A 20,104-nucleotide genomic window follows, 5' to 3' on the forward strand; every position below is an offset into this window, starting at 1 on the left:
AAAACCCGTAGCCATGATGATTCGTTTCGTACCCATTTTTCTTCTCCTCTTCCTGGTGCCTACCATCCGCACCAACGGCTGCGGCACTTATTTCCACCACGAGCAATACCGCATCGCCTGGTTCAATCCCTTGCTGATCAACGATGCTGCACTGCGGGCTTTTCACTACAACACCTATTTTGAGTTTCAGTACCCGGCTGACCCCGAGCAACTGGATTATCGGCGCAACTGTCAGGAGTGGGTGAGCTACCTGGGGCCGGAGGTGAAAGAAGCAGATGTGCTACAAATTTTGTACAAAATTGGGCCCGAGCGATTCCTCAACAGCCTGGATGACAATCAACTAGCCGTTCGTTTCAAAAACAATACCTTCATCCAACAACTCCTCCAGCCCGACCACGCTGAGGCACTGGCTTACCTGACTTTGGCCATGCGTGCCGAGTTTGCCCATTTTTCAAGCACGGATCCCTGGGGGCTAGAAGAGGAAGATTTTGATTTTTTTGAACAAATCACCCCGATCATCCAGGAGGCCAAGCAAAAAGTAAAAAGCATAAATGACCCCTTTCTACAGCGCCGCTATGCCTATCAATTGGTCGTGCAGTACCGCTACGCCGAAAACGCCGATGAGTGCAGCGGCTACTGCGACGAGTATTTTGCCTGGGACAGCAGCCCGAGCATTCTGGTTCCCTGGGCGCAATACCACAAGGCCGAATGCCTGACCACCCAAAGCAATATCGCGGAAGCGAACTACCTCTTGTCGAAGGTGTTTGACCAATGCGAATCCAAAAAACTGCGGGTATTCCAACTTTTTGACCTGGAAAAACTGGACGAGACCTGGCGCTATGCCAAAACTGCGCAAGAAAAAGCCATGCTCCACACCCTGGTTGCGCTGATGACTTCGGGTCGGGCCTTGGATCAAATCCAGCAAGTGATCCAATTGGATCCAGGTTCTCGTTACTTGCCGCAGTTGATCACCCGGGAAATCAACAAACTGGAAGATTGGATGCTGACGCCCCAACTTACCTTTTTTGAAGGAGGAGACCATACTTTTTCATTTGAACAAGATGAGGACCCCGACAATTTTATGCCCGGCGAAAGTGTGGCTTTGTTGGAAAAAGACATTCCTTACCTCCGCAAAAACTTGGCTAAAGACCGCGTTTACCTCAAAGAATTGATCCAGGTGCTGGATGATTGGAGCAAAAACCCAGCTGCAAAAAAGCCGGATTTCGCCCACCTGGCCCAGGCTCAACTGTACTACCTGGATCAGCTACCCGTTCAAGTGGAGGCGCAGCTCAATCAAATCCAAAGTCGTGGGGATGGCCGCATTCAGTTGCAAAAACAACTCATTCAGTTGCTGATCATGCCCCAACAAATGAACATCCTCAGTACTGAAGCCAAAGACGAAATTGCTCGCGGGCTCAACCGGGTGAAGGATTTATTGCCCCAAAGTGATGAAAGCATCCGCCTTTACCCCAAACTCATGCTCTATTTTTCCCGCATGTACCAGCAAAAAAATGATGGGCTTTTTGCGGGACTCTTTTACAATCGCAGCGTCACGATCCCCAAAAACAACTACGAAAGTTGGGACAAATATTATCAAAGAATCAGTTATTTTGAACGTTTTGCCACTTTAGCTGACCTGGACGCATTGATTGCCCTGCACCAAAAAAAGGAACAATCGGCTTTGGAAAAAATGCTTCTGGCCCCACTCGACCCTTGGGAAAAACTGCCTTATTACTATGATGAAGACAATGAGGAATACAAACCGAAGGTCGTCGAATCAGCTCCTTCCTTGGATCAAGCCTATGAACTAAAGGGAACCGTTGCTTTTCGGCAAAATCGCCTCGAAGAAGCTCTGGCTGCTTTCGAGCAACTGCCGGATGATTATTGGGAAAAAAATTACGCCTTTAGTGGCTACCTCAAGCAAGATCCTTTCGCCAGTCCCAAAACATATCCCTGGGAAGGTGAAAGTCTGGAACCTTACAACAAAAAAGTCATCCTGCGGCGTATGCTCGAGCTACAAAAACAAGCCGAGCTACCCGGCCCACAACAAGCCGAGGCTTGCTATTTGTTGGGCAATGCCTATTATAACTTTACTTATTGGGGCAAAAACTGGATGATGTTCGCCTATGGTCAATCCGTGGGAGAATTGTACAATTCACCCTACTCATCCTGGGAGAATTATTCCTTTCAACCCAATTCCAAGACTTACTTCAAGGAGTACTTCCAACTCAGCCGGGCCACGGCCTATTACCACAAAGCCTTCAAAGCCAAACCCACGGAAGACTTGGCGGCACGCATCATCTTTATGTTGGGTACATGCGACAAATATGCGCACCACAACTTTGACCGCCCTTATTGGGAGGAAGATGAAACCAAGCCCTACATTTCCCCAATTTTCAATACCTTTCGCGATCAATTCGGGCATACCGAGGTTTTTCAAGAATGCCTCAATACTTGCCCGGAATTGGCTGATTTCTTTAAAAAATAGGTTGAGGGAAGTTGAGGAAGGTTGAGAAGGTTGAGGCTACCGCAGCGGCCCCGTCACAGAGCGTAGTCGAAGTGATAGGGTCGCTGCGGTAGCCTCAACCTTCCTCAACCACCTCAACCTTCTCAACCTTTTCACGATCGCCTGCAACATGAACCTTTTTCGACTCAGCACAAGTACGCTGCTGCTACTTGGAACCCTTTCGCTTTTTTCCCAAAAGAAAAACGCCAACTTTGAATACCACATCCACCGCGCCGAGAGCCCGCTCAAAATAGATGGCAGCGGCGACGACCCCGCCTGGAGCAAAGCGGAAATGGTGTCTGATTTTTACATGGTACTCCCCATGGATACCAGCATGGCCAAGGTACGCACGGAGGTGCGCATGTTGTACGACAACCAAAATATGTACCTCCTGGCCGTTTGTTACGAAAAATTGGATGGGCCCTATATGGTCGAATCCTTGCGCCGCGATTTCAATTTTGGCCGCAACGACAATTTTCTGCTCTTCATGGATCCCTTTGACGACCTCACCAACGGTTTCACTTTTGGCTCCAACGCCGAAGGTGCGCAATGGGATGGTTTGTTGTTTGAAGGCGGCAGTGCCAACCTGAGCTGGGACAACAAATGGACTTCGGAAGTAAAAGCCGAAGAAGACAAATGGACCTTTGAAATGGCGGTGCCTTTCAAAACCCTGCGCTACAAAAGTGGGATCAGCCGCTGGGGTATAAATTTCAGTCGCCTGGACCTCAAAACCACTGAAAAATCATCCTGGACACCTGTACCACGCCAGTTTCCTACTGCCTCTTTGGCCTATACGGGCACTTTGGTTTGGGACGAACCACCACCGCCTGCTGGCGCCAACTTTTCGGTCATTCCCTATGCCCTGGCCAATACTTCCAAGGATTACACCAAGTCTGGCCCAGGCAAAACCACTGGAGATGTGGGCGTAGACGCCAAAATCGCCATCACTTCCGCCTTGAACCTCGACTTGACGGTCAACCCGGATTTTTCACAAGTGGAAGTGGACCGTCAGCAGACCAACCTCGATCGTTTTGAATTGTTTTTCCCTGAGCGTCGTCAATTCTTTTTAGAAAACGGTGACTTGTTTACCAACGTGGGCTACGCCAATATTCGCCCATTTTTCTCTCGCCGCATCGGTTTGAATACCCCCATCCAATACGGTGCCCGTTTGAGTGGAAAATTGGATAAAAACTGGCGCATCGGCCTGATGGACATGCAAACCAATGACGATGGACAAGGCACTCCGCGTCAAAACTTTGCCGTTTTGGCCCTCCAACGCCAGATTTTTGCCCGTTCCAACATCACGGCATTGGCCATTAACAAAGAAACCCTGGATTTTGAAACGGTAACCGATCCTACTAAAATCCGCAAGTACAACCGCAATCTGGGTTTTGAATACAATTTACTCTCTGCCAACAACATCTGGAAAGGCAAGCTGATGTACCTCAAATCCTTTTCGCCCGGCGTCAACAGCAAGGACCAAGTAATGGCCGCTAACCTACAATACAATGCCCGCCGTTGGACTTACAGTTTTCAATACGAAAACGTGGGCAAAGATTACCGCGCCGAGGTAGGCTACGTTCCCCGTACGGGTTACCAATACCTCAATGCGCAGGCCGGATATTTGTTTTTCCCAAAATCCAAACTGCTGATCAACCACGGTCCGCAGCTGATGTACAACCAGTACCTCAATCCCAGCGGGCAACAAACGGAATTTACCCACGTATTCATGTATCGCTTCAGCTTCCAGAACCGCCGGGAACTGGTGGTGTGGACGGCGCGAGATTATGTCAAATTGCTGGCTCCGTTTGATCCAACTAATTTTGCAGGCTATACTTTGGCCACAGGTACCGAGCACCACTGGGGTTCCTTTGGGGGTGATTTTACTTCCAAGCCGCAAAGTGTGTTTACATACTCCGCTTCCTGGCGTTATGGGGGCTACTATGGGGATGGTCGCCGTCTGCGCTTGGGTGGAGAACTGGGTTACCGCCTGCAACCCATCGCGGCGATTACCATGAGTTTTAATTACAACCACATTGCGTTTGATGATGCGACGGTATTGCCTGAACAATTGAAAAATTCCGATTGGGATTTCTGGTTGCTCGGCCCCCGCATCGACCTCACGCTGACCAATAAGTTATTCTTTACCAACTTCATCCAATTCAACAATCAGAATAAAAACGTCAACCTCAACCTGCGAGTGCAGTGGCGCTACAGTCCAGCTTCCGACTTTTTCATCGTGTATACGGATAATTATTATTCGGAGCATTTGCGGATTCGGAATCGGGCGCTGGTGGCTAAGCTGACATATTGGTGGAATGGGTGAGCGTTCGGGCAGCCCTCAAGGCAGTCCTACCTGGCTGCCCCCCTAAATTAATCTAACCTGAGTTATGAATTAATTTATTTTTCACCGCAGAGTTTCGCAGAGTACACACAGAGTTTCTCGGAGTTTTTAGTTTCGGAAGTTTTGCCACCTTGGGTGGCTGGAGGTCGGGTACGTTTAAAATTTGATTGTTTTGCATAGGGGGTCATTTATTGCACCTCTGTGTAATCTTTGCCACCGAAGATGGCCTAAACTCTGAGAAACTCTGTGTGTACTCTGCGAAACTCTGCGGTGAAAATATGTTTGGGGTGTGAAGTGCCCAAAAAGCATAGATATTTCCAAATATCACCCCCATATTTGGAAATAAGTCCTCAAAAAAGGTAGATAATTCCAAATATAGCCCCCAACTCCTCCTACTCCGCCAATTCATTCAAAGATTTCCCCTTCACCACCACATCCTGCAAGACCGCTTCGCCGTGGTACACTTTTACTAAAGCATAGCCCTCCCCTGCCTCGCGGTAAATCTTTTCTGCTTCTGGGGCCTTACTTTCCTCCATAAAAAACTTGCTGAAGGGATAATAGACCGTGATTTGATTGTCATAAATGTAAGTGATTCTAGCTTTGACAAAAAGCTCGTTCGCAGCAGGTCGCACAGCACTCAAGCTCTTGATGCGTGCAAAACCCTGGTCATCCCGATCCAGGAAGACAAAGACCGGGTCATTACGCTTCCATTTAGTTGCCGACTTTTCCTCAAATTGATTAGCCGCATAATTAAGCGCCACATACCTCCCCCGAAAAGGATCAGCGGGATCCACCGGGCGGGTTTCAAATTTGAGTTCGGTGCCCATCCACAAGACTTTATTGCTGTCGAAGACCAGTTTGCCGGGAAAGGCCAATTGAAGCAGTGCCAGCAGCACAAACAATCCAAAACGCAGTTGAGTAGTCATACTTTTTTCTTTTTGATCAGCCAATAATTGCCCAGGAAGAAGCCAACACCCACGATGATGAACAAGATTCCCCGCACCACAAAGTCAATTTTGAGGTCGAAAAAACGGCAAATCAACAGGCCAGTCAAGGTCAGTAAGCCAATGTTGAGGGTGGTGATGGAGTTGGTCCGGCTGCCCTCCAGTACGGTAGCAATGCCAATGCCAAGCAGCAACAAATTGGTCAGCACTGCACTGATCAAAGGATACCCCATTGCAATAAAAAAGAGGAGCGCGAAAACAAAGGGCAACAAATTGAAGGCGCTCAAAACCCTGACCTTGGTTCGAAAGTGTAGCCAAAGCAACAAGGCAATATTCAGTACGGTGAGCAACAAAAACAGGTGAAACTCTTGTGCATTCACCCAAGCTTCCGATTCGGAACGGTAGTGCAATTCCCCCCAGGAACTCAAAAAGCTGAACCACATCAATAACCCCAAAGGCCCCAATTTCCCCGCAAGCTGATACCCTGAAATGTGGCTCACCGGATTCCAGTGTTTGATCCAGGTGCCCACCAGGTGCAACAAACCAAACAAACTGAAATAAGCCAAAAACATCCAGGAAGATTGCTGGTGCGCTTCCGTGCCCAATACCACCACCAGCGACATAGGCACCAGGAAATGATGAAAATTGGCAAAATTGCTGGCCGCTGCTCGTTTGCTCAAGTGATAATAATAAGGCAAAGCCGCTAGCACAAACAACCAATACCAGGGACTCGCCGTTTTTCCCCATTCAAAATACCCTGCCTGGCACCCGTAGTACGTAATGCCACACCAGAGCAATAAGGAAGCCATCGAGGAACGTAACAGGTACATCAGCGGCAAGCTCAACAAAGTCCACCAAAACAGGAAGGAACTTAAATCACCCAACAAATGATAAATCTGGCTCACCAGGGAAATACAGGCACCGAGGGCAAAGATCATAAACACGGCGCTGGCTTCTTGCCAAACCACGTTACCGGGCTTGCGCAAAATGGTAAACCCGGCAAACAATTGTCCGACCAGCAGTGGCAAAAAAGCAATGATGGTTTTGGTGAGTTGGTTGAAATCATCCCAATTGTGCGCCACAATCAGGATGATGCCCAGGCCCGTCAGCAAGGCCCCCAGGATACCGAATGCAATCAGAATCCAGTTGGGTCGCGATTCTCCCTTTTTTTCGAAATATGCCTCAATGGCATCGGCGGTTTCAGCGTTGATAATTCCGGCTTCGATGAGCTCGGGCAGTGCGGAGATAAGGTGTTTAGGCATGATAGGGTTTGTAGGTTAAAAGATAACATGAATCATCCCGAATTTTCAAAATAATTCCAAGGCGACATAATTTTCACAAAGAAAGCACCAAGAAACGCAAAGGACACAAAGTTAGACGTAGACAGCGCTTCGCTTTGTGTCCTTTGTGTCCTCTTTTTTTCCTTTGTGATAAAAAAAATCGCTTTTGTAGTGTTTTAAGAAATTCGGGATGACTCATGTTGCTCACCAACCAATTCCATAATCCTCCCCGTGATTGCTCGATCCGCCCCAAAAACTGCCGTGTTTCCAGTCAAAGAAAATGGCATTAATAGGGCCGGAGGTGCGGGCTTCAAAACTCATTTTATAACCCATTTCCTGCAGCGCTTTGCGGGTCCAGGGAGGTGTACTTTCGTTCAGCAGGATTTCACCTGGCTTGGTATCGTGGTTGTCGAAGGAACTGCGCATTTGGAAGCTGTTGATGTTGGGGGCTTCACAGGCTTCCTGTACGTTCATGCCAAACTCTACCACATTAAGGAAAAATTGCAGGAGGTTTTGGTCTTGGGAGTCGCCCCCTTGAACGGCAAAGGACAAAAATGGCTTGCCCTCTTTCATGGCCAGGCTGGGCGTGAGCGTTACCCGGGGACGTTTGCCGGGTTCTACCACGTTAAACGGATTTTCAGCGGGATCTAGTACGAAGGCTTGCATCCGTTGGCTCATCCCCACGCCTGTTTTACCTGCAATCACGGCGGGCAACCAACCGCCGCTGGGCGTTACAGAAACCACCCAACCTTCTTTATCGGCAGCCTGAATAGAGGTCGTTCCAGCGTAAAAGCCAGCCAGATAATTCGGATCATTCAGCGCACTGCCGCGAGGATTTTCGACTGCGGAAGTCGCCGGGCTGGCGCTCCATTTTTCCAATACGGGCAGGAATGGATTGGTTTTGCCTTCAAAAGGATAGGGATCTCCCGGCTTCACTTTGGGGTCGTTTTTCTCCAAATTCATCAACTTGAAGCGCTGTCTGGCGTATTCTTTGGACAACAAACCTTTGATCGGTTCTTCTGGGCCCGTGTAGGGGTCGCCGTAGTAAAAATCGCGGTCGGCAAAGGCCATGTTCATCGCCTGATACACCGTGTGGATGTACTTAGCGGTGTTGAAGCCCATACTTTTGAGGTCGAAATTTTCGAGGATGTTGAGGGCTTGTTGCATGGCCGGGCCCTGGGTCCATTGGCTTAGTTTGTATACCTGGATGCCCCGGTAATCAACTACTGTAGGTTCTTCGACGAGTACTTTCCATTTCGCCAAATCCTGGGTAGTAATCAAACCACCTTGCTCCTGGCAGCCGCGTACAAATTCCTGGGCAATGTCGCCTTTGTAAAAACGTTCGTTGGCAGCGTAAATGGCTTCTTTGCGGGATTTGCCTGCTTTGAGGGTGGCTTGTTCGGTGTCGACCAATTTTTGCAGGGTTGCCAACAAATCGGTTTGTTTAAAAATTTCGCCAGGGTGGGGCGCTTCCCGTGCTTCACCCAAATGGGGCAGAAAAACCTTTTTGGAATAAGGCCAATCCTTCAGTTTGTTTTTGTTGCGCTCCATCATATCCGCCGTTTGTTTCTCGATGGGATATCCTTCGGCGAGTTGCATGGCGGGGGCGAACACTTCCTTGAGGCTCATGGTGCCGTATTCGGCCAACATGGTCATCAGTCCGCCGGGAGTGCCGGGGGTCACTGCGGCCAGGGGGCCATCTCCGGGTGGGTATTTCAGCCCTTTATTTTTGAAAAAATCGGCGGTTGCACCCGTTGGCGCTACGCCAAGGGCATTGATGGCAATGACTTTTTTGGTTTTGGGATTGTAGATCAAAGCCTGGGTTTCACCACCCCAGCTCAACACATCCCACATCGTGCAGGTGGCGGCCAACATGGCGCAGGTAGCGTCAATGGCGTTACCTCCTTTTTGGAAAATCATCGAACCCGCCGTTGCAGCCAGCGGTTTGCCCGTAATGGCCATCCAGTGGCGACCGTGGAGAACGGGTTTTTGGGTAGGTTGAGCGTGGAGGCTCAGGGCAATAACCAAAAATAAAAAGCCTAATGTCAATTTGGTTCTCATGGTCTTTGTGCTAATGTTTGATCTAATCAAGGTCGGAAGATTCCCTGGATTTTCCAATAAAGTAGAACAGACCTTTACGATTATTTCCACAAAAGTCTATTTTAGCCTTCGCAGTCCATAAACCTACACCAAGATGAAAATCCAGTATTGTATCCTCTGTGCTTTGTTCCTTTCCCTGAGTGTGGCTCCTACCCTATCCGCCCAACGCACCTATTGCAACCCCATCAACATCGATTACGGCTATACACCCATCCCCAATTTTTCGGAATGGGGCCGCCACCGGGCTACTGCCGATCCGGTCATCGTCAACTACAAAGGCGATTATTACCTCTTTTCTACCAATCAATGGGGATATTGGTGGAGCAGCGACCTGCTCAAATGGAACTTTGTAGCCCGCCATTTTCTGCGCCCTGAACACAAGGTTTACGACGATTTGTGCGCCCCGGCGGTAGGCATCATTGGCGATACCATGCTGGTGTTTGGTTCCACCTATGGTCGCGATTTTCCCATCTGGATGAGCACCGACCCCAAAAACAACAAGTGGACCGAAGCAGTTCACAAATTTGACATTGGCGGTTGGGATCCCGCTTTTTTCACCGACGACGACGGACGCCTGTACATGTACAATGGTTCCAGCAACGCGTTCCCCTTAAAAGGTGTGGAACTGGATCGCAAAAACTTACAACCACTCGGCACCCGCACCGAACTTTTTGTGCTCCGCCCCGAGCGCTTCGGCTGGCAACGTTTTGGTGAACACATGGACAACACCTTTCTCAATCCCTTCATGGAAGGTGCCCACGTGACCAAACACAATGGCAAATATTACCTACAATACGGCGCACCAGGCACCGAATTCAGCGGCTACGCCGATGGGGTGGCCGTTTCCCGCACGCCCCTCACCGACAATTGGGTACACCAAAGTGATCCCCTTTCCTTCAAACCTGGTGGTTTCGCGCGTGGTGCCGGACATGGAGCCACTTTTCAGGACAATTGGCAAAATTACTGGCATGTATCGACCGTCGTGGTAGCGGTGAAAAACAATTTCGAGCGCCGCATTGGCATTTGGCCCGCGGGATTTGACAAGGACGATGTGATGTATTGCAATACGGCTTTTGGGGATTATCCACATTACATTCCAGCCGGAAAAGCCGATCACCTTCAGAGTCGCTTCACGGGCTGGATGCTGCTCAATTACCAAAAGCCGGTGCGGGTGTCGTCTACGCTGGGGACTCATTCGGCCAACTTTGCAGTGGATGAAAGCATCAAAACCTACTGGTCGGCGGCCAGCGATGCGGCGGGGGAATGGCTGGAAAGTGATTTGGGCGAAGTTTCTACCATCCGCGCCATTCAAATCAACTACGCCGATCAGGATGCGCAATACCTGGGCAAAAGCAGTAACGTGGCGCACCAGTACATCCTCTACTACTCCAAAGACGGCAAAAAATGGGAAGTCCTGGCCGATAAAAGCCAGAATCAAACGGATGTACCCCACGAATACCTCGAACTGACCCAACCCGTGGAAGCGCGTTATGTAAAAATTGAAAACCGCAAAGTGCCGAGCGGCAAATTTGCCCTGAGTGGCCTGCGCATTTTTGGCAAAGGTAAAGGTAGTGTTGCGCCCGCCCCCAAACAATTCTTCGTGCTCCGCACCGAACTGGACAAACGCTCCGCCTGGATCAAGTGGTCACCCGTCGACAACGCTTATGCCTACAACATCTATTACGGCACTGCGCCAGATAAACTGTACAATTGCATCATGGTCCACGATGCAAACGAGTATTGGTTCAAAGGGATGGACAACCAGAAGGCGTATTATTTTAGTGTTGAAAGTGTGAATGAGAATGGGGTGTCGGAACGGTCGGCGGTGAGTAAGGTGGAGTAGGGTTTTAAAGACGGAGAACCTACCAACATCGGCAGTATGTGTAAAATTTGCACATACTGCCGATGTTCTATTGAGCTTCAGCGCTCGATTGCCACTTTAAATGTTGCAGCACTTTGCCCATCTTCCAGCACCCCAAACACCACGCCCACAGCTATTTCCGGCAAAACCACTTGTATCTCCTGCGTATTGAGCTCCCTAACTGAAGCCTGAATACGCCTCCCCAACACATCATACAACACCAATCTCGGCTTGTTCAATCCATGCTGAATGCGGAAACTTCCATCGTAACTGGGATTGGGAAATACCTGCACTTCCAATGACTCCAACTGCTGATCTCTGGTACTCGTGGTTTTGGCAAATACACATTCCTGCAAAGCCTTGTACTTGGGTGCCTGGGTATGACTCATGTACTCCTTCATGCCCCAACTGCCCCACTTGGAAGGCAAGCCGTGGGAGGAGAAAAAGCTGAATAAATCGCCTTTGGTGGTATTGTACCAATATTGGGTGTATTCGCAGTAGAGGCTTTGTAATTCAGGGTCGCGATTGGCGGCGATCAACTTTGCGGTCAAAGCATCATTGTCGACTTGCGGCCAGGTGGCTACAATATGTGACCCACCTTCGTAGGCCATCAACTTAACCTTGTAGCGATCGGCCACGGCTTTTTGGGCATCCATCCAGGCGAAGGTTTCAGGTAGAGAGACACGGATGCGCCGCACAATTTCGGTGATGCTGATGCTGCCCACCTCATTGTTGCGCCCAATTTGATCCCCTACCGCCCCACCAAAATAAGGCGCAATGGCCATGGCATCGGCCTTGACCTGTTTAGGGTTGTACAAGGGGTCATTAAAATAGGTCATGATTTCATTGCTCACCCAGTCGTTGGCGGCCCAGCAAGGTACTACTTTGACTAGGCGGGTACCGGGCCCAAAGACAGTTTCAAAGCTGTAAAAAACATCCGCCGAACGTTTGGCGGTGTATTTCCAGGCACGGGCCCAGGGTTCACCCGTGTAACCCAGCGTTTGGCCGATGTTGCCTGCGTAACCATGTTGGGCGAATTGTCCGTTCCAGACCTCGTTGCTGTATTCCAGGTATATTTTCAGGTTAGGGTTCAATTTTTCTTTCAGCAAAGCGGCCAGTTGCTTGATGTAATCGTCAGTAGCTTGATGCGGAATGTTGATCCAGGCGTCTTTTTGAGCAGTGTTGCACAATTCAATGATGTATTCCCAGGCGACGCCGCTGTTTTTGGTTTGGGTGTAATGCGTCGGGAGGCTGCGCTCGCTCCAGGTCTTGACAGGTGAGTCATTGGTGCGCAGCCAATCCATAAAACGAATGGACTGAAAATCTTTGACAAAATTGAGGAACTCCGTGGTAAAAGTTTGATTTTGATAGGTATTGACGTACTGCGGAAAAATGAATTTCACATTCCGAATCGGGTTACTGGCCAAAGAGCGTTCGATTTCCAACACCACCCCACCATTGTTGGCATTCACCGTGACCAAAGTATCCACCGGGCATTGAAAAGTGCCGGAGGTGGCACCCCATAAACGCACTTGCCCACTGCCCTGAACGATCAAACGGTACCTTCCGCTGGGGTAATGCCCTTGAATGTCCCATAGCATCAAGGCCCGCACAGCCTGAGGTGGCTGCACACCATTAGAATAGGGAATTTGTAGCGGAAAACCATTGGCTTGCAGCGGGATGGAAACGCCGCTGTCCCAGGGTGCCCCATCGCGGGCTTCGTGTACGGTCCATTCCCGGCTTTGTTTGAAGGCGTCGGTGAAGACGAGTTCGGTGGAGTAGTCGACTACGCCAGAGAGGTTGATGCCGGCGGGCTTGGGGGCTTGGGCGAGGAGGGCCGTGCAAAAGCAACTGAAAAGGATGCTGAGGAATTTGCTCATGTATTTTTGGGTAATGGTTGTGGGCAAAAATGGGCAATAAGTTTGAGGTATACAGCAAGAATTAAGGGTTTTTATTGTTTAAACCCCCTCAAATCATTGCTTCACCAGCCGCACACTCCCGTACCTAGAGCGAAGCACATAAAGACCCGGTTCAAATCTGCTCACATCCAGCATTTTGTCCTTGCCACGGTATACAACCTGCCCCAAAGCGTTGTACAAGTGGTAGGTTTCGCCAGCAGGCAATCCACGCAGCTCGACTTGATCGCTCGCTGGATTGGGCCAAATTTCCAAGGGGACTGCACCCACTTGGGCCGAATTCACTGCCACTGTCGTTTGATTGAGGCAATTTTTGGGGTAATTTTTCACCGTTTCCCAGGCGATGCTTTGCATTTTGGCGGCCAAAGCGGGTGATGGTGCCTTAAAATTTCCGCCCCACCACACCTGAAGTTGGTGCCCCAAACCTTCCGGGCTTTTGCGGTGAATTGCCGCGTAATGTACACAGGCAACGAAATATTTCCCCACGTCATTCAAATGGATGCGGTCGCTGAACAAGTCTTCAATTTTGCCAATTCCTGGCAAAGCACCGCTGGGAATCAGATCGTGCAAACGAGCCAAACCCTGTGCCGCCGGGATCATACAAACGGGCTTGCGGGGTTTGTATTTGTTGTTCAAGTAACTCACTACACTTTCCCACATGGGCAGGTCATCGCTGAGGCGTTGCCGCCATTTTGATGCATTTACATCGTAGTCACAGCCAGTAGGTGTGCCACTGTCCAGGCAATGCCAATCCTCGTACAAATACACCTGAATGTTGGGATTGGAACGGGTAGCGTACACATAAAAGCTATCGGCATACTGGTAGGTCTCATCAATGATTCGTTGGTACCTGGGCACGCTTTCGGTCAGTACCAGTACATCAAATTTGCCGGTGGACAACCCAAACGAGCTGTCATAAAAGCCGTAATAATGCGGAGGAATGGGGGTGTAATCCCTGGCCGTTTTGCGTTGCCACTGCCAGCGCAAAGGTGCCCCGGGAATACCCTGATAAGTCCAGTTGAAGCTGCCGGACTTAGCCTGATTGGACAAGGAAGCGACCATATCCGGAATTTGATCGGACAAGCTGTGCCCAATGTAAAAAGCATTGATTTTGTCTTGGGCAAAAAGGCAAGTGCTGATCCCATAAAGTGCCAGTACGAGTTGAGTTTTGTGTGGATTCATTGGTTGAAGGTTCTTTCGGTTTAGGCATGCTCTTAGATTCCAACAATCCCATGAGTGAGATGTTCATCATCCAGTCTTGTGCTCGAAAACGGCTCATTGAGGTGCGGATGGCTCTTGAAGGCATTTAGTTGGGCATTTTCCAGCATGGCATTGGCCATTTACGTTTTTTCGTACGAATAAATGGGTTGGGATACACTTTTTCATGAGGAAAAAATGGGGATTGGTACACTTTTCATGAGGAAAGAGGAATATGAAGCGTTCCGTTTTGGTGTTCATCACTTGAATCACAGGCTTACGACCAGCGGCAGAGCCGCACAACGTCACTAGGCGCCATGTGCGAATGTTGAATAAAGGTGCAGCATACCTTTGACCTACCATTTTACCTTTTCCCTAATGACGTTTCGCGGCTCTGCCGCTGGTCGTTCCCTTAGGTTCAGTTGCTTTATTCAGGATTGAGTAGGGTGGGGTAAAAGAACAAACTGCAGCTCACCACTTTGATTCTTGCCCAAAACACTTTAAATTGCCCTACGAACAATTACAACATGCAAGCAAGGCTTTTTCAGGAGAATGACTTTTGGGAAACTTATTTGTAAATTTGAATCATGAGCAAGAATTTTGAAAACGTACTTGAGCAGGTTCAGCATCTGACTAGGTCGGAACAATTGGCTCTGATTGCATCCATCGCCCAGATAATCGGCGAGCATGAATCAGATACTTTTCCTGAGTACGTCATTCAGGAAAACCGCCGCCGCTTGGCCGCGTATGATGTTGGAGAAACCCAAGGTATTCCTTATCAGGATGCGCTGGCTTACGTTCGCGAGAAGATAAGCGAAGCTAGATGAGCTACAACCTAGTCGTTCTTCCAGAAGCACGAGAAGACATTCTTAGTTGTGCTTTGTGGTACTTGGAGAACAATGACTCATCCGGCAATCTCACCGATGCCTTTCTCGATGCGGTTGAGCAAACCCTTGAACGACTAAAGCTTAGTCCAGAATATTATTCTATACGCCACGATGATGTTCGTGGGATTCATGTCTGGCGCAAGGTGCCGAAAGGCCAACCTCGGCGCTTTCCGCATATTATTTTTTATAGATTCCAGGACCCAGAGATTCTGGTGATTCAGGTTTTTCCAATGAAGGATGATCCAGAGAAGTTGAGGTAAAATGCAGAGCTTTTTTATGCCTTTTGAGGCACAATCATATGGCAGGTTTCATTTCACCTGTGCTACTACTTGCCTGCATCCTTGAACGAGATGGTGGCTAATTGTGCTTGCCTGTACCAGCTGCGCTTTTAGTGTTGATGCGCATCATGTGGGCTAGCGGGTCTTCTCCTCCCCTTTATTAATTTCATTCATCTATTCTAAAATCTTCTTCTTTAACCTCAATGTTCATAAACTGTGGTTCATATCCTTCAGGAAACTGAATTGCACTTCCAAAACATGTAAGACAAGGCAACAAATCTGTTTCAAAATATAATTTTAATTCATGCGCTCCTAAATCTAACTCTGCCCCACAATTCTCACATTTTGCCTTTTTTCCAATCTCTGAAATTTTTTCATCTAGCCCAGTAAATTTTTCATGCTCATTCATCCAATAAAGTAGCTTTAACATGGCCTTAGTCTCTCGATATTTTTTTATTTTTTCATCGCCTTCTACTAGTGAAAATAGTATTTCATCAACTACCAAAAGTGTGTAAACCATCAAAAATGGCAAGAAAAAATAAATATGCTCCCATTGTTTTTCGATGTTTTCTTTCGAAGAGAAAATAAAATTTAGGTTTTTATCCTCTGTTCTATAATTTTTATCCGTTGTAACTATGTGAAGCGCTAGATTTGATAGAGGGTCAAAACTATTAGAATTAGTTTTATCAAACCTAAGTCCATGAATAATTTCTTTATTTAACAAAGCTTTATTTCCCAATTTAAAAAGGACTTTTTCGATTAACGCCTCTTTATAATCAACAGATCTTTTACTTGGGTCATAATTTTTCGGGTTTCCATCTATAAAATAGTCCCTTGTAAATGCAGATGGGTCTACCAAGATCATTTCAAGTAATGTTAAATTATCCTTTAACGGTTTCCTGAAATTCGCATATGCAATATGGGTTTTTCCCCTCAAAGAACAACTTAATCCCTCATAAAGAAAACTTAGTAAATCTCCCGTGATAGATATTAGAAGTCTTTTGGACAAGATATTTTCTAAAAGATCAAGCCTATTATTTTCAACAAGCCAATCCAATATATTAATATCACCGCTAGTCAATTCAGGTGTTTGCTCAAGGTTTTCGTCTTTAAACGACAATTCAAATTTAAATAACTCTTTAAAAGAGTCTTTTGTATGAATCTCTGAAATCATATCATGTATCTGCACACAAAAGTTGTGAGCGATATGAAATTTCTCCGGAAGAACTGTTTTTGTTTCTTTTTCGATGTAAATCATAAGAGTTTAAATTTTGATTAAGATGTTATCAACATAAGTATCTTATTGAGAGTTCCATAATTATCGTTTTTTTAGTCTAACTCCTTTCACCCCCCATCATCCAATTCCTCCGCCACCACCCTCTCAATCCGATCCACGCCCCCTTCCCGTTTCACAAAATTGCACCAGGCGCAATTAGGTTTCCCGCAGCCCTCATAAAACTCCTGCTTCCTGATTTTCGTATAGGCTTCCCGGATCATTTGCCGCATAAAGGCCGTATCATCCGCCGTGTAGCTCAGTTGCACCACTGGAAAGTGTCCATCCGGCGTGGGGTCCAGGTAAGCGATTTCGCCGAAGGTGACTCGGCGGGAAGAGCGGTCGAAGTGTTCAAAAAGCAGTTTGTAAAAGAGCAATTGCCGCCAGTAGCTGCCGCCGTAGGGATTGGTATCGCTGGGGCGGCGCAGTTTGCTGGTATCGTGGCTGCCCGTTTTGTAGTCGATGATGCCCACGCGGAGCTGGTCGTAGTATTCAATTTTGTCGATGGTGCCCGTGAGTGGTACGCCGTCGACCTCCACCTGGCGGATGGTATATTCCACCTTCACTCGTTTGTGCCAGCGGCCATAGTAATAGTTGTAGTAGCGGCTCAGTTGGCGTTTGCCCAGTTCCAGGCGGCGCTCGAAGGAGGCGTTGGAGAGTTGTTGGCGTTGGCGGTTCAGTTCCTGTTCGAAGAAGTAGAGCAGTTCTTTTTCTGAAGGGAAGAGCCGTTGCGGGGAGGCCAACATGCGCAAAAACAAACGTTGTAAAGTATTGTGGACCGCAGTGCCATAAGCCGTGGCCTCATTGTGCAAGCCCGGCACCTTCAGAATGTACTCGTAATAAAAAGCCAGGGGGCAATTCAAAAAAGTATTCAAGGCCGAGATGCTCATGCGGAAATTGCGCAGCAGCGCCTCCACCATGCCCCGATCCTGCGGAGCGATACTCGGCTTTTCCTGTTCCTGCAAACGCAGCAATTGAGTGCCGAGGATGTCGGCAGCGGGCAGTACCTTTTGTTCCAAACTCAGCGCCTCGGTACTCAACAACTCGTCGATGTACAAGGCGCGTTGCAATTCTTTCTCGGTATCGTCCTGCCGGGCGTAAGACAGGTGTAGAAAACTTTCGGCCCGCGTCATCGCCACATAAAACAAGCGGCGGCGCGCCTCAGTAGCATCCTCCTCCCCCGAATACGTCAACGTTTCCGGCAGGGAAAAACGATAACTGTTGCGCCCATTGGAAGGCTCCCAATAATCCTTGACACAATCCAGCATAAACACCGCCTTGAACTCCAAACCCTTCGCCCCGTGCGCCGTCAAGAGTTGTACGCCCACCTGATCGTCGCTCAGGCGGCTCAGGGCCAGGGGCAGGCGATTGGCCTCCATGCGGTGCAGGTTGTGCAGCAGCTCGCCCAGGCTGTAGTGCGGATGGCGCTGGCATTCTTCCCGCACGTATTGGAAGAAGGTGTGGAGCACCTGGATTTGCCAGGCGTGGTTGGGTTGCGCCAGGATGAATTGCAAAAAGCCCGAGCGGTTCAGCAATTTTTCCAATAAAACGGGCAAGGGTTCATTCAAACTATCGCTGATGAGTTCCTCCAGCAAAATGGCGAAGTTGCTCAGGGTATTGGCATGTTCCAGATTCAGTTCCGAGAGGGCGGCGTGATCCAGCAGCAGTTCGCGCCAGGGTGGGCGAGCGTCGGTGGCAAAGCGCGACAAGTGGGTACTCAGGCGCGCCAGTTCCACGGGTGGAATGCCCAAAAACTGCGCGTGCAGGATTTGAAACAACTTCTGCTCCCCCGAATGTGGCTGCAAGGTTTCGTGGTGCAGGTAGTCCAACAAGTTGCGCAGCCGTTGGATCAGCGGCAGTTCCAGAATGTTGACATCTCGTCGGGTGAGGTAAGGGATGCCTTTTTTTTCCAACAAACCCAGCAAATTGCGCACCTGCCGATGTTGGGCGTAGATCACCGCGATTTCCTGGAGCGGAATGCCACTTTTTTGCAACTGTTCAATCTGCCGTACAATGTCACTTTCTTCACTGATGCGGTTGGGGTATTCAACGATGTGGGGTTGGTTTTGCCCTTTGGCGGCTGCCGCTTTGAGGTTTTTGTTCAAACCCAGCGCCTGTAATTGCTGGATAACCCGCAGTTGATTGTGCTGGATGAGTTGCCCGGCGCTGTCCAAAAAGGGCTGTACGGAACGGTAGTTGTCGCTCAGTACTACGGTGTGCAAGTCCTTTTCGTAGCGGGTATAAAAGTCAGTGAGGTTTTTGAGGCGGGCACCTTGAAACTCAAAAATCGACTGGTCGTCGTCGCCCACCAAAAACACGTTGGGGGTCTCCCAGTAGTTGATCAGTTGCAGCAAGATTTCGTTTTGGGAGCCGTTGGTGTCCTGGTACTCGTCGACCAACACGTAGAGGTAACGCTCCTGATAGCTGCGCAGGAGGTAGTCGTGGGTTTCGAAGGCGCGGAGCACCCAAAGGATCATGTCCTGGTAATCGTAGCGGCGGGCGGCTTGTTTGGCGGCTTCGTAGCGTGGGTAGAGCTCGGCGGCGGCGCGCAGGCGTTGCATGCGGATTTGCTCTTCCTTGATTTTGGCTTCCTTTAGGTCGCCTTTTTGTTGAGCGCCTTGCTTGCGCTGGTAGCGGTATTCGGGGCGCTCGGGCAGACTGGCCAGCCAGGTGTCAATTTGCTGGATGACGTACTCCGCCGTCCAATCTTCCATTTTGCAACGCTGAAAAAAATCCTGCAGGTGGGTTTCGTAGAAGTAGATGTCGCTTTGGCCGCGTTTGAGCGGGTGCTCTACGTCCAGTTGGTCGAGCAGGCTGCGGATGAGGTCCACCTTTTCCAAATCCCCCAATGGTTCCAAATCCTGGCGACCAAATAGTTCGAGATTATCTTGAATAACCGCGTTGCAAAAGGAGTGGAAGGTGTAAATGTGTACCCGGTGCCCATCCGGCCCGATGAGTTGCAACAAACGTTCGCGCATGGCGGTCACCCCGGCATCGGTAAAGGTGAGGCAAAGGATGTTTTGGGCTTGGGTATCGGTTTCGATCAGGATTTTACCGATTCGCGAGGCTAAAATATGTGTCTTCCCCGTACCCGGCCCCGCAATCACCATCACCGGCCCTTCAATCTGCTCAACGGCGGAACGCTGGGCAGGATTGAGTTTTTCTAACTCGCGAAGGAAAGACTCGGTGTACTGCATGGAGTGAAAAGTGAAAAGCATGGAGGGAGGCCTGCATTTCGGGTGGTAAGTTAAGGATTTTGAGGAAATTTGGAGATCGCTCTATGGCTGTACTTGACAAACGCATTAAAGCACATTCAAAAACAAAAAATTAATGCCATTCTAATAGGTCTAATGTGAAAATTTAGCCCACTAAGGTGTTCTAAGGTCTGTCGATTACCCACAAAACCTCAAAATAGATTTGGGGTAATGGAAAAGAAGTTCATTGAGAGAATGTAATGTAAGCATCAACAAGAGTTTTGAGTCTTTCCAGAGCTCTGGTCAAGATGATGATACCCGGTA

At 48.9% G+C, this 20,104-nt stretch carries 12 protein-coding genes; 5 read left to right on the forward strand and 7 right to left on the reverse strand.

Going from position 1 to position 20,104, the window contains the following annotated elements; translation table 11 throughout:
* Positions 1–13 precede the first annotated feature (13 nt).
* Together ACEW9O_RS10620 and ACEW9O_RS10625 are read left to right on the forward strand one after the other, a co-directional pair.
* Complete coding sequence (locus tag ACEW9O_RS10620) at positions 14–2,488, forward strand: hypothetical protein (RefSeq protein WP_373550138.1); 2,475 nt, start codon at positions 14–16, stop codon at positions 2,486–2,488.
* A gap of 148 nt (positions 2,489–2,636) precedes the next feature.
* Positions 2,637–4,832 (forward strand): DUF5916 domain-containing protein, encoded by a 2,196-nt coding sequence (locus ACEW9O_RS10625; RefSeq protein ID WP_373550139.1) that lies wholly within the window; start codon positions 2,637–2,639, stop codon positions 4,830–4,832.
* A 410-nt stretch (positions 4,833–5,242) separates the two neighbouring features.
* Here the strand turns inward: ACEW9O_RS10625 and ACEW9O_RS10630 are convergent, their stop codons facing one another.
* The 3 genes from ACEW9O_RS10630 to ACEW9O_RS10640 form a co-directional block, all read right to left on the reverse strand.
* Positions 5,243–5,776, reverse strand: coding sequence for a GDYXXLXY domain-containing protein (locus tag ACEW9O_RS10630; RefSeq protein ID WP_373550140.1), 534 nt, complete (start codon positions 5,774–5,776; stop codon positions 5,243–5,245).
* On the reverse strand, positions 5,773–7,056 hold the full coding sequence (locus ACEW9O_RS10635) for a DUF2157 domain-containing protein (RefSeq protein ID WP_373550141.1): 1,284 nt from the start codon (positions 7,054–7,056) through the stop codon (positions 5,773–5,775). The genes ACEW9O_RS10630 and ACEW9O_RS10635 overlap by 4 nt, the downstream gene beginning before the upstream one ends.
* A 222-nt stretch (positions 7,057–7,278) precedes the next feature.
* Positions 7,279–9,135: a gamma-glutamyltransferase family protein gene (locus ACEW9O_RS10640; RefSeq protein WP_373550142.1), complete on the reverse strand. Its 1,857-nt coding sequence runs from the start codon at positions 9,133–9,135 to the stop codon at positions 7,279–7,281.
* Between the two features lie 133 nt (positions 9,136–9,268).
* Here ACEW9O_RS10640 and ACEW9O_RS10645 point away from each other — a divergent pair, with 133 nt between their 5' ends.
* Positions 9,269–11,017 carry a family 43 glycosylhydrolase gene (locus ACEW9O_RS10645; RefSeq protein WP_373550143.1) on the forward strand — a complete coding sequence of 583 codons (1,749 nt, stop codon included), beginning with the start codon at positions 9,269–9,271 and terminating at the stop codon, positions 11,015–11,017.
* Positions 11,018–11,094: 77 nt separating this feature from the next.
* On the opposite strand, the gene ACEW9O_RS10650 is transcribed toward ACEW9O_RS10645, so the two are convergent.
* On the reverse strand, positions 11,095–12,915 hold the full coding sequence (locus tag ACEW9O_RS10650) for a T9SS type A sorting domain-containing protein (protein ID WP_373550144.1): 1,821 nt from the start codon (positions 12,913–12,915) through the stop codon (positions 11,095–11,097).
* Between the two features lie 93 nt (positions 12,916–13,008).
* Complete coding sequence (locus ACEW9O_RS10655) at positions 13,009–14,133, reverse strand: T9SS type A sorting domain-containing protein (protein ID WP_373550145.1); 1,125 nt, start codon at positions 14,131–14,133, stop codon at positions 13,009–13,011.
* A gap of 602 nt (positions 14,134–14,735) precedes the next feature.
* Between ACEW9O_RS10655 and ACEW9O_RS10660 the strand changes: the two genes are divergently transcribed.
* Together ACEW9O_RS10660 and ACEW9O_RS10665 are read left to right on the forward strand one after the other, a co-directional pair.
* Positions 14,736–14,975 carry an addiction module protein gene (locus ACEW9O_RS10660; RefSeq protein WP_373550146.1) on the forward strand — a complete coding sequence of 80 codons (240 nt, stop codon included), beginning with the start codon at positions 14,736–14,738 and terminating at the stop codon, positions 14,973–14,975.
* Positions 14,972–15,295 carry a type II toxin-antitoxin system RelE/ParE family toxin gene (locus ACEW9O_RS10665; RefSeq protein WP_373550147.1) on the forward strand — a complete coding sequence of 108 codons (324 nt, stop codon included), beginning with the start codon at positions 14,972–14,974 and terminating at the stop codon, positions 15,293–15,295. Before ACEW9O_RS10660 ends, ACEW9O_RS10665 begins: the two co-directional genes overlap by 4 nt.
* Positions 15,296–15,479: 184 nt before the next feature.
* Here ACEW9O_RS10665 and ACEW9O_RS10670 read toward each other — a convergent pair whose 3' ends face one another.
* Both ACEW9O_RS10670 and ACEW9O_RS10675 read right to left on the reverse strand, forming a co-directional pair.
* Entirely contained in the window at positions 15,480–16,571 is a 1,092-nt protein-coding gene (locus ACEW9O_RS10670) for a hypothetical protein (RefSeq protein WP_373550148.1), read from the reverse strand.
* 86 nt (positions 16,572–16,657) lie between these two features.
* The gene (locus tag ACEW9O_RS10675; protein WP_373550149.1) at positions 16,658–19,804 is read right to left on the reverse strand and encodes an ATP-dependent helicase; all 3,147 of its coding nucleotides are present in this window, start codon (positions 19,802–19,804) and stop codon (positions 16,658–16,660) included.
* Positions 19,805–20,104 lie beyond the last annotated feature (300 nt).

Origin of the sequence: Haliscomenobacter sp. (assembly GCF_041740695.1) — a bacterium.
GTDB lineage: Bacteria > Bacteroidota > Bacteroidia > Chitinophagales > Saprospiraceae > Haliscomenobacter.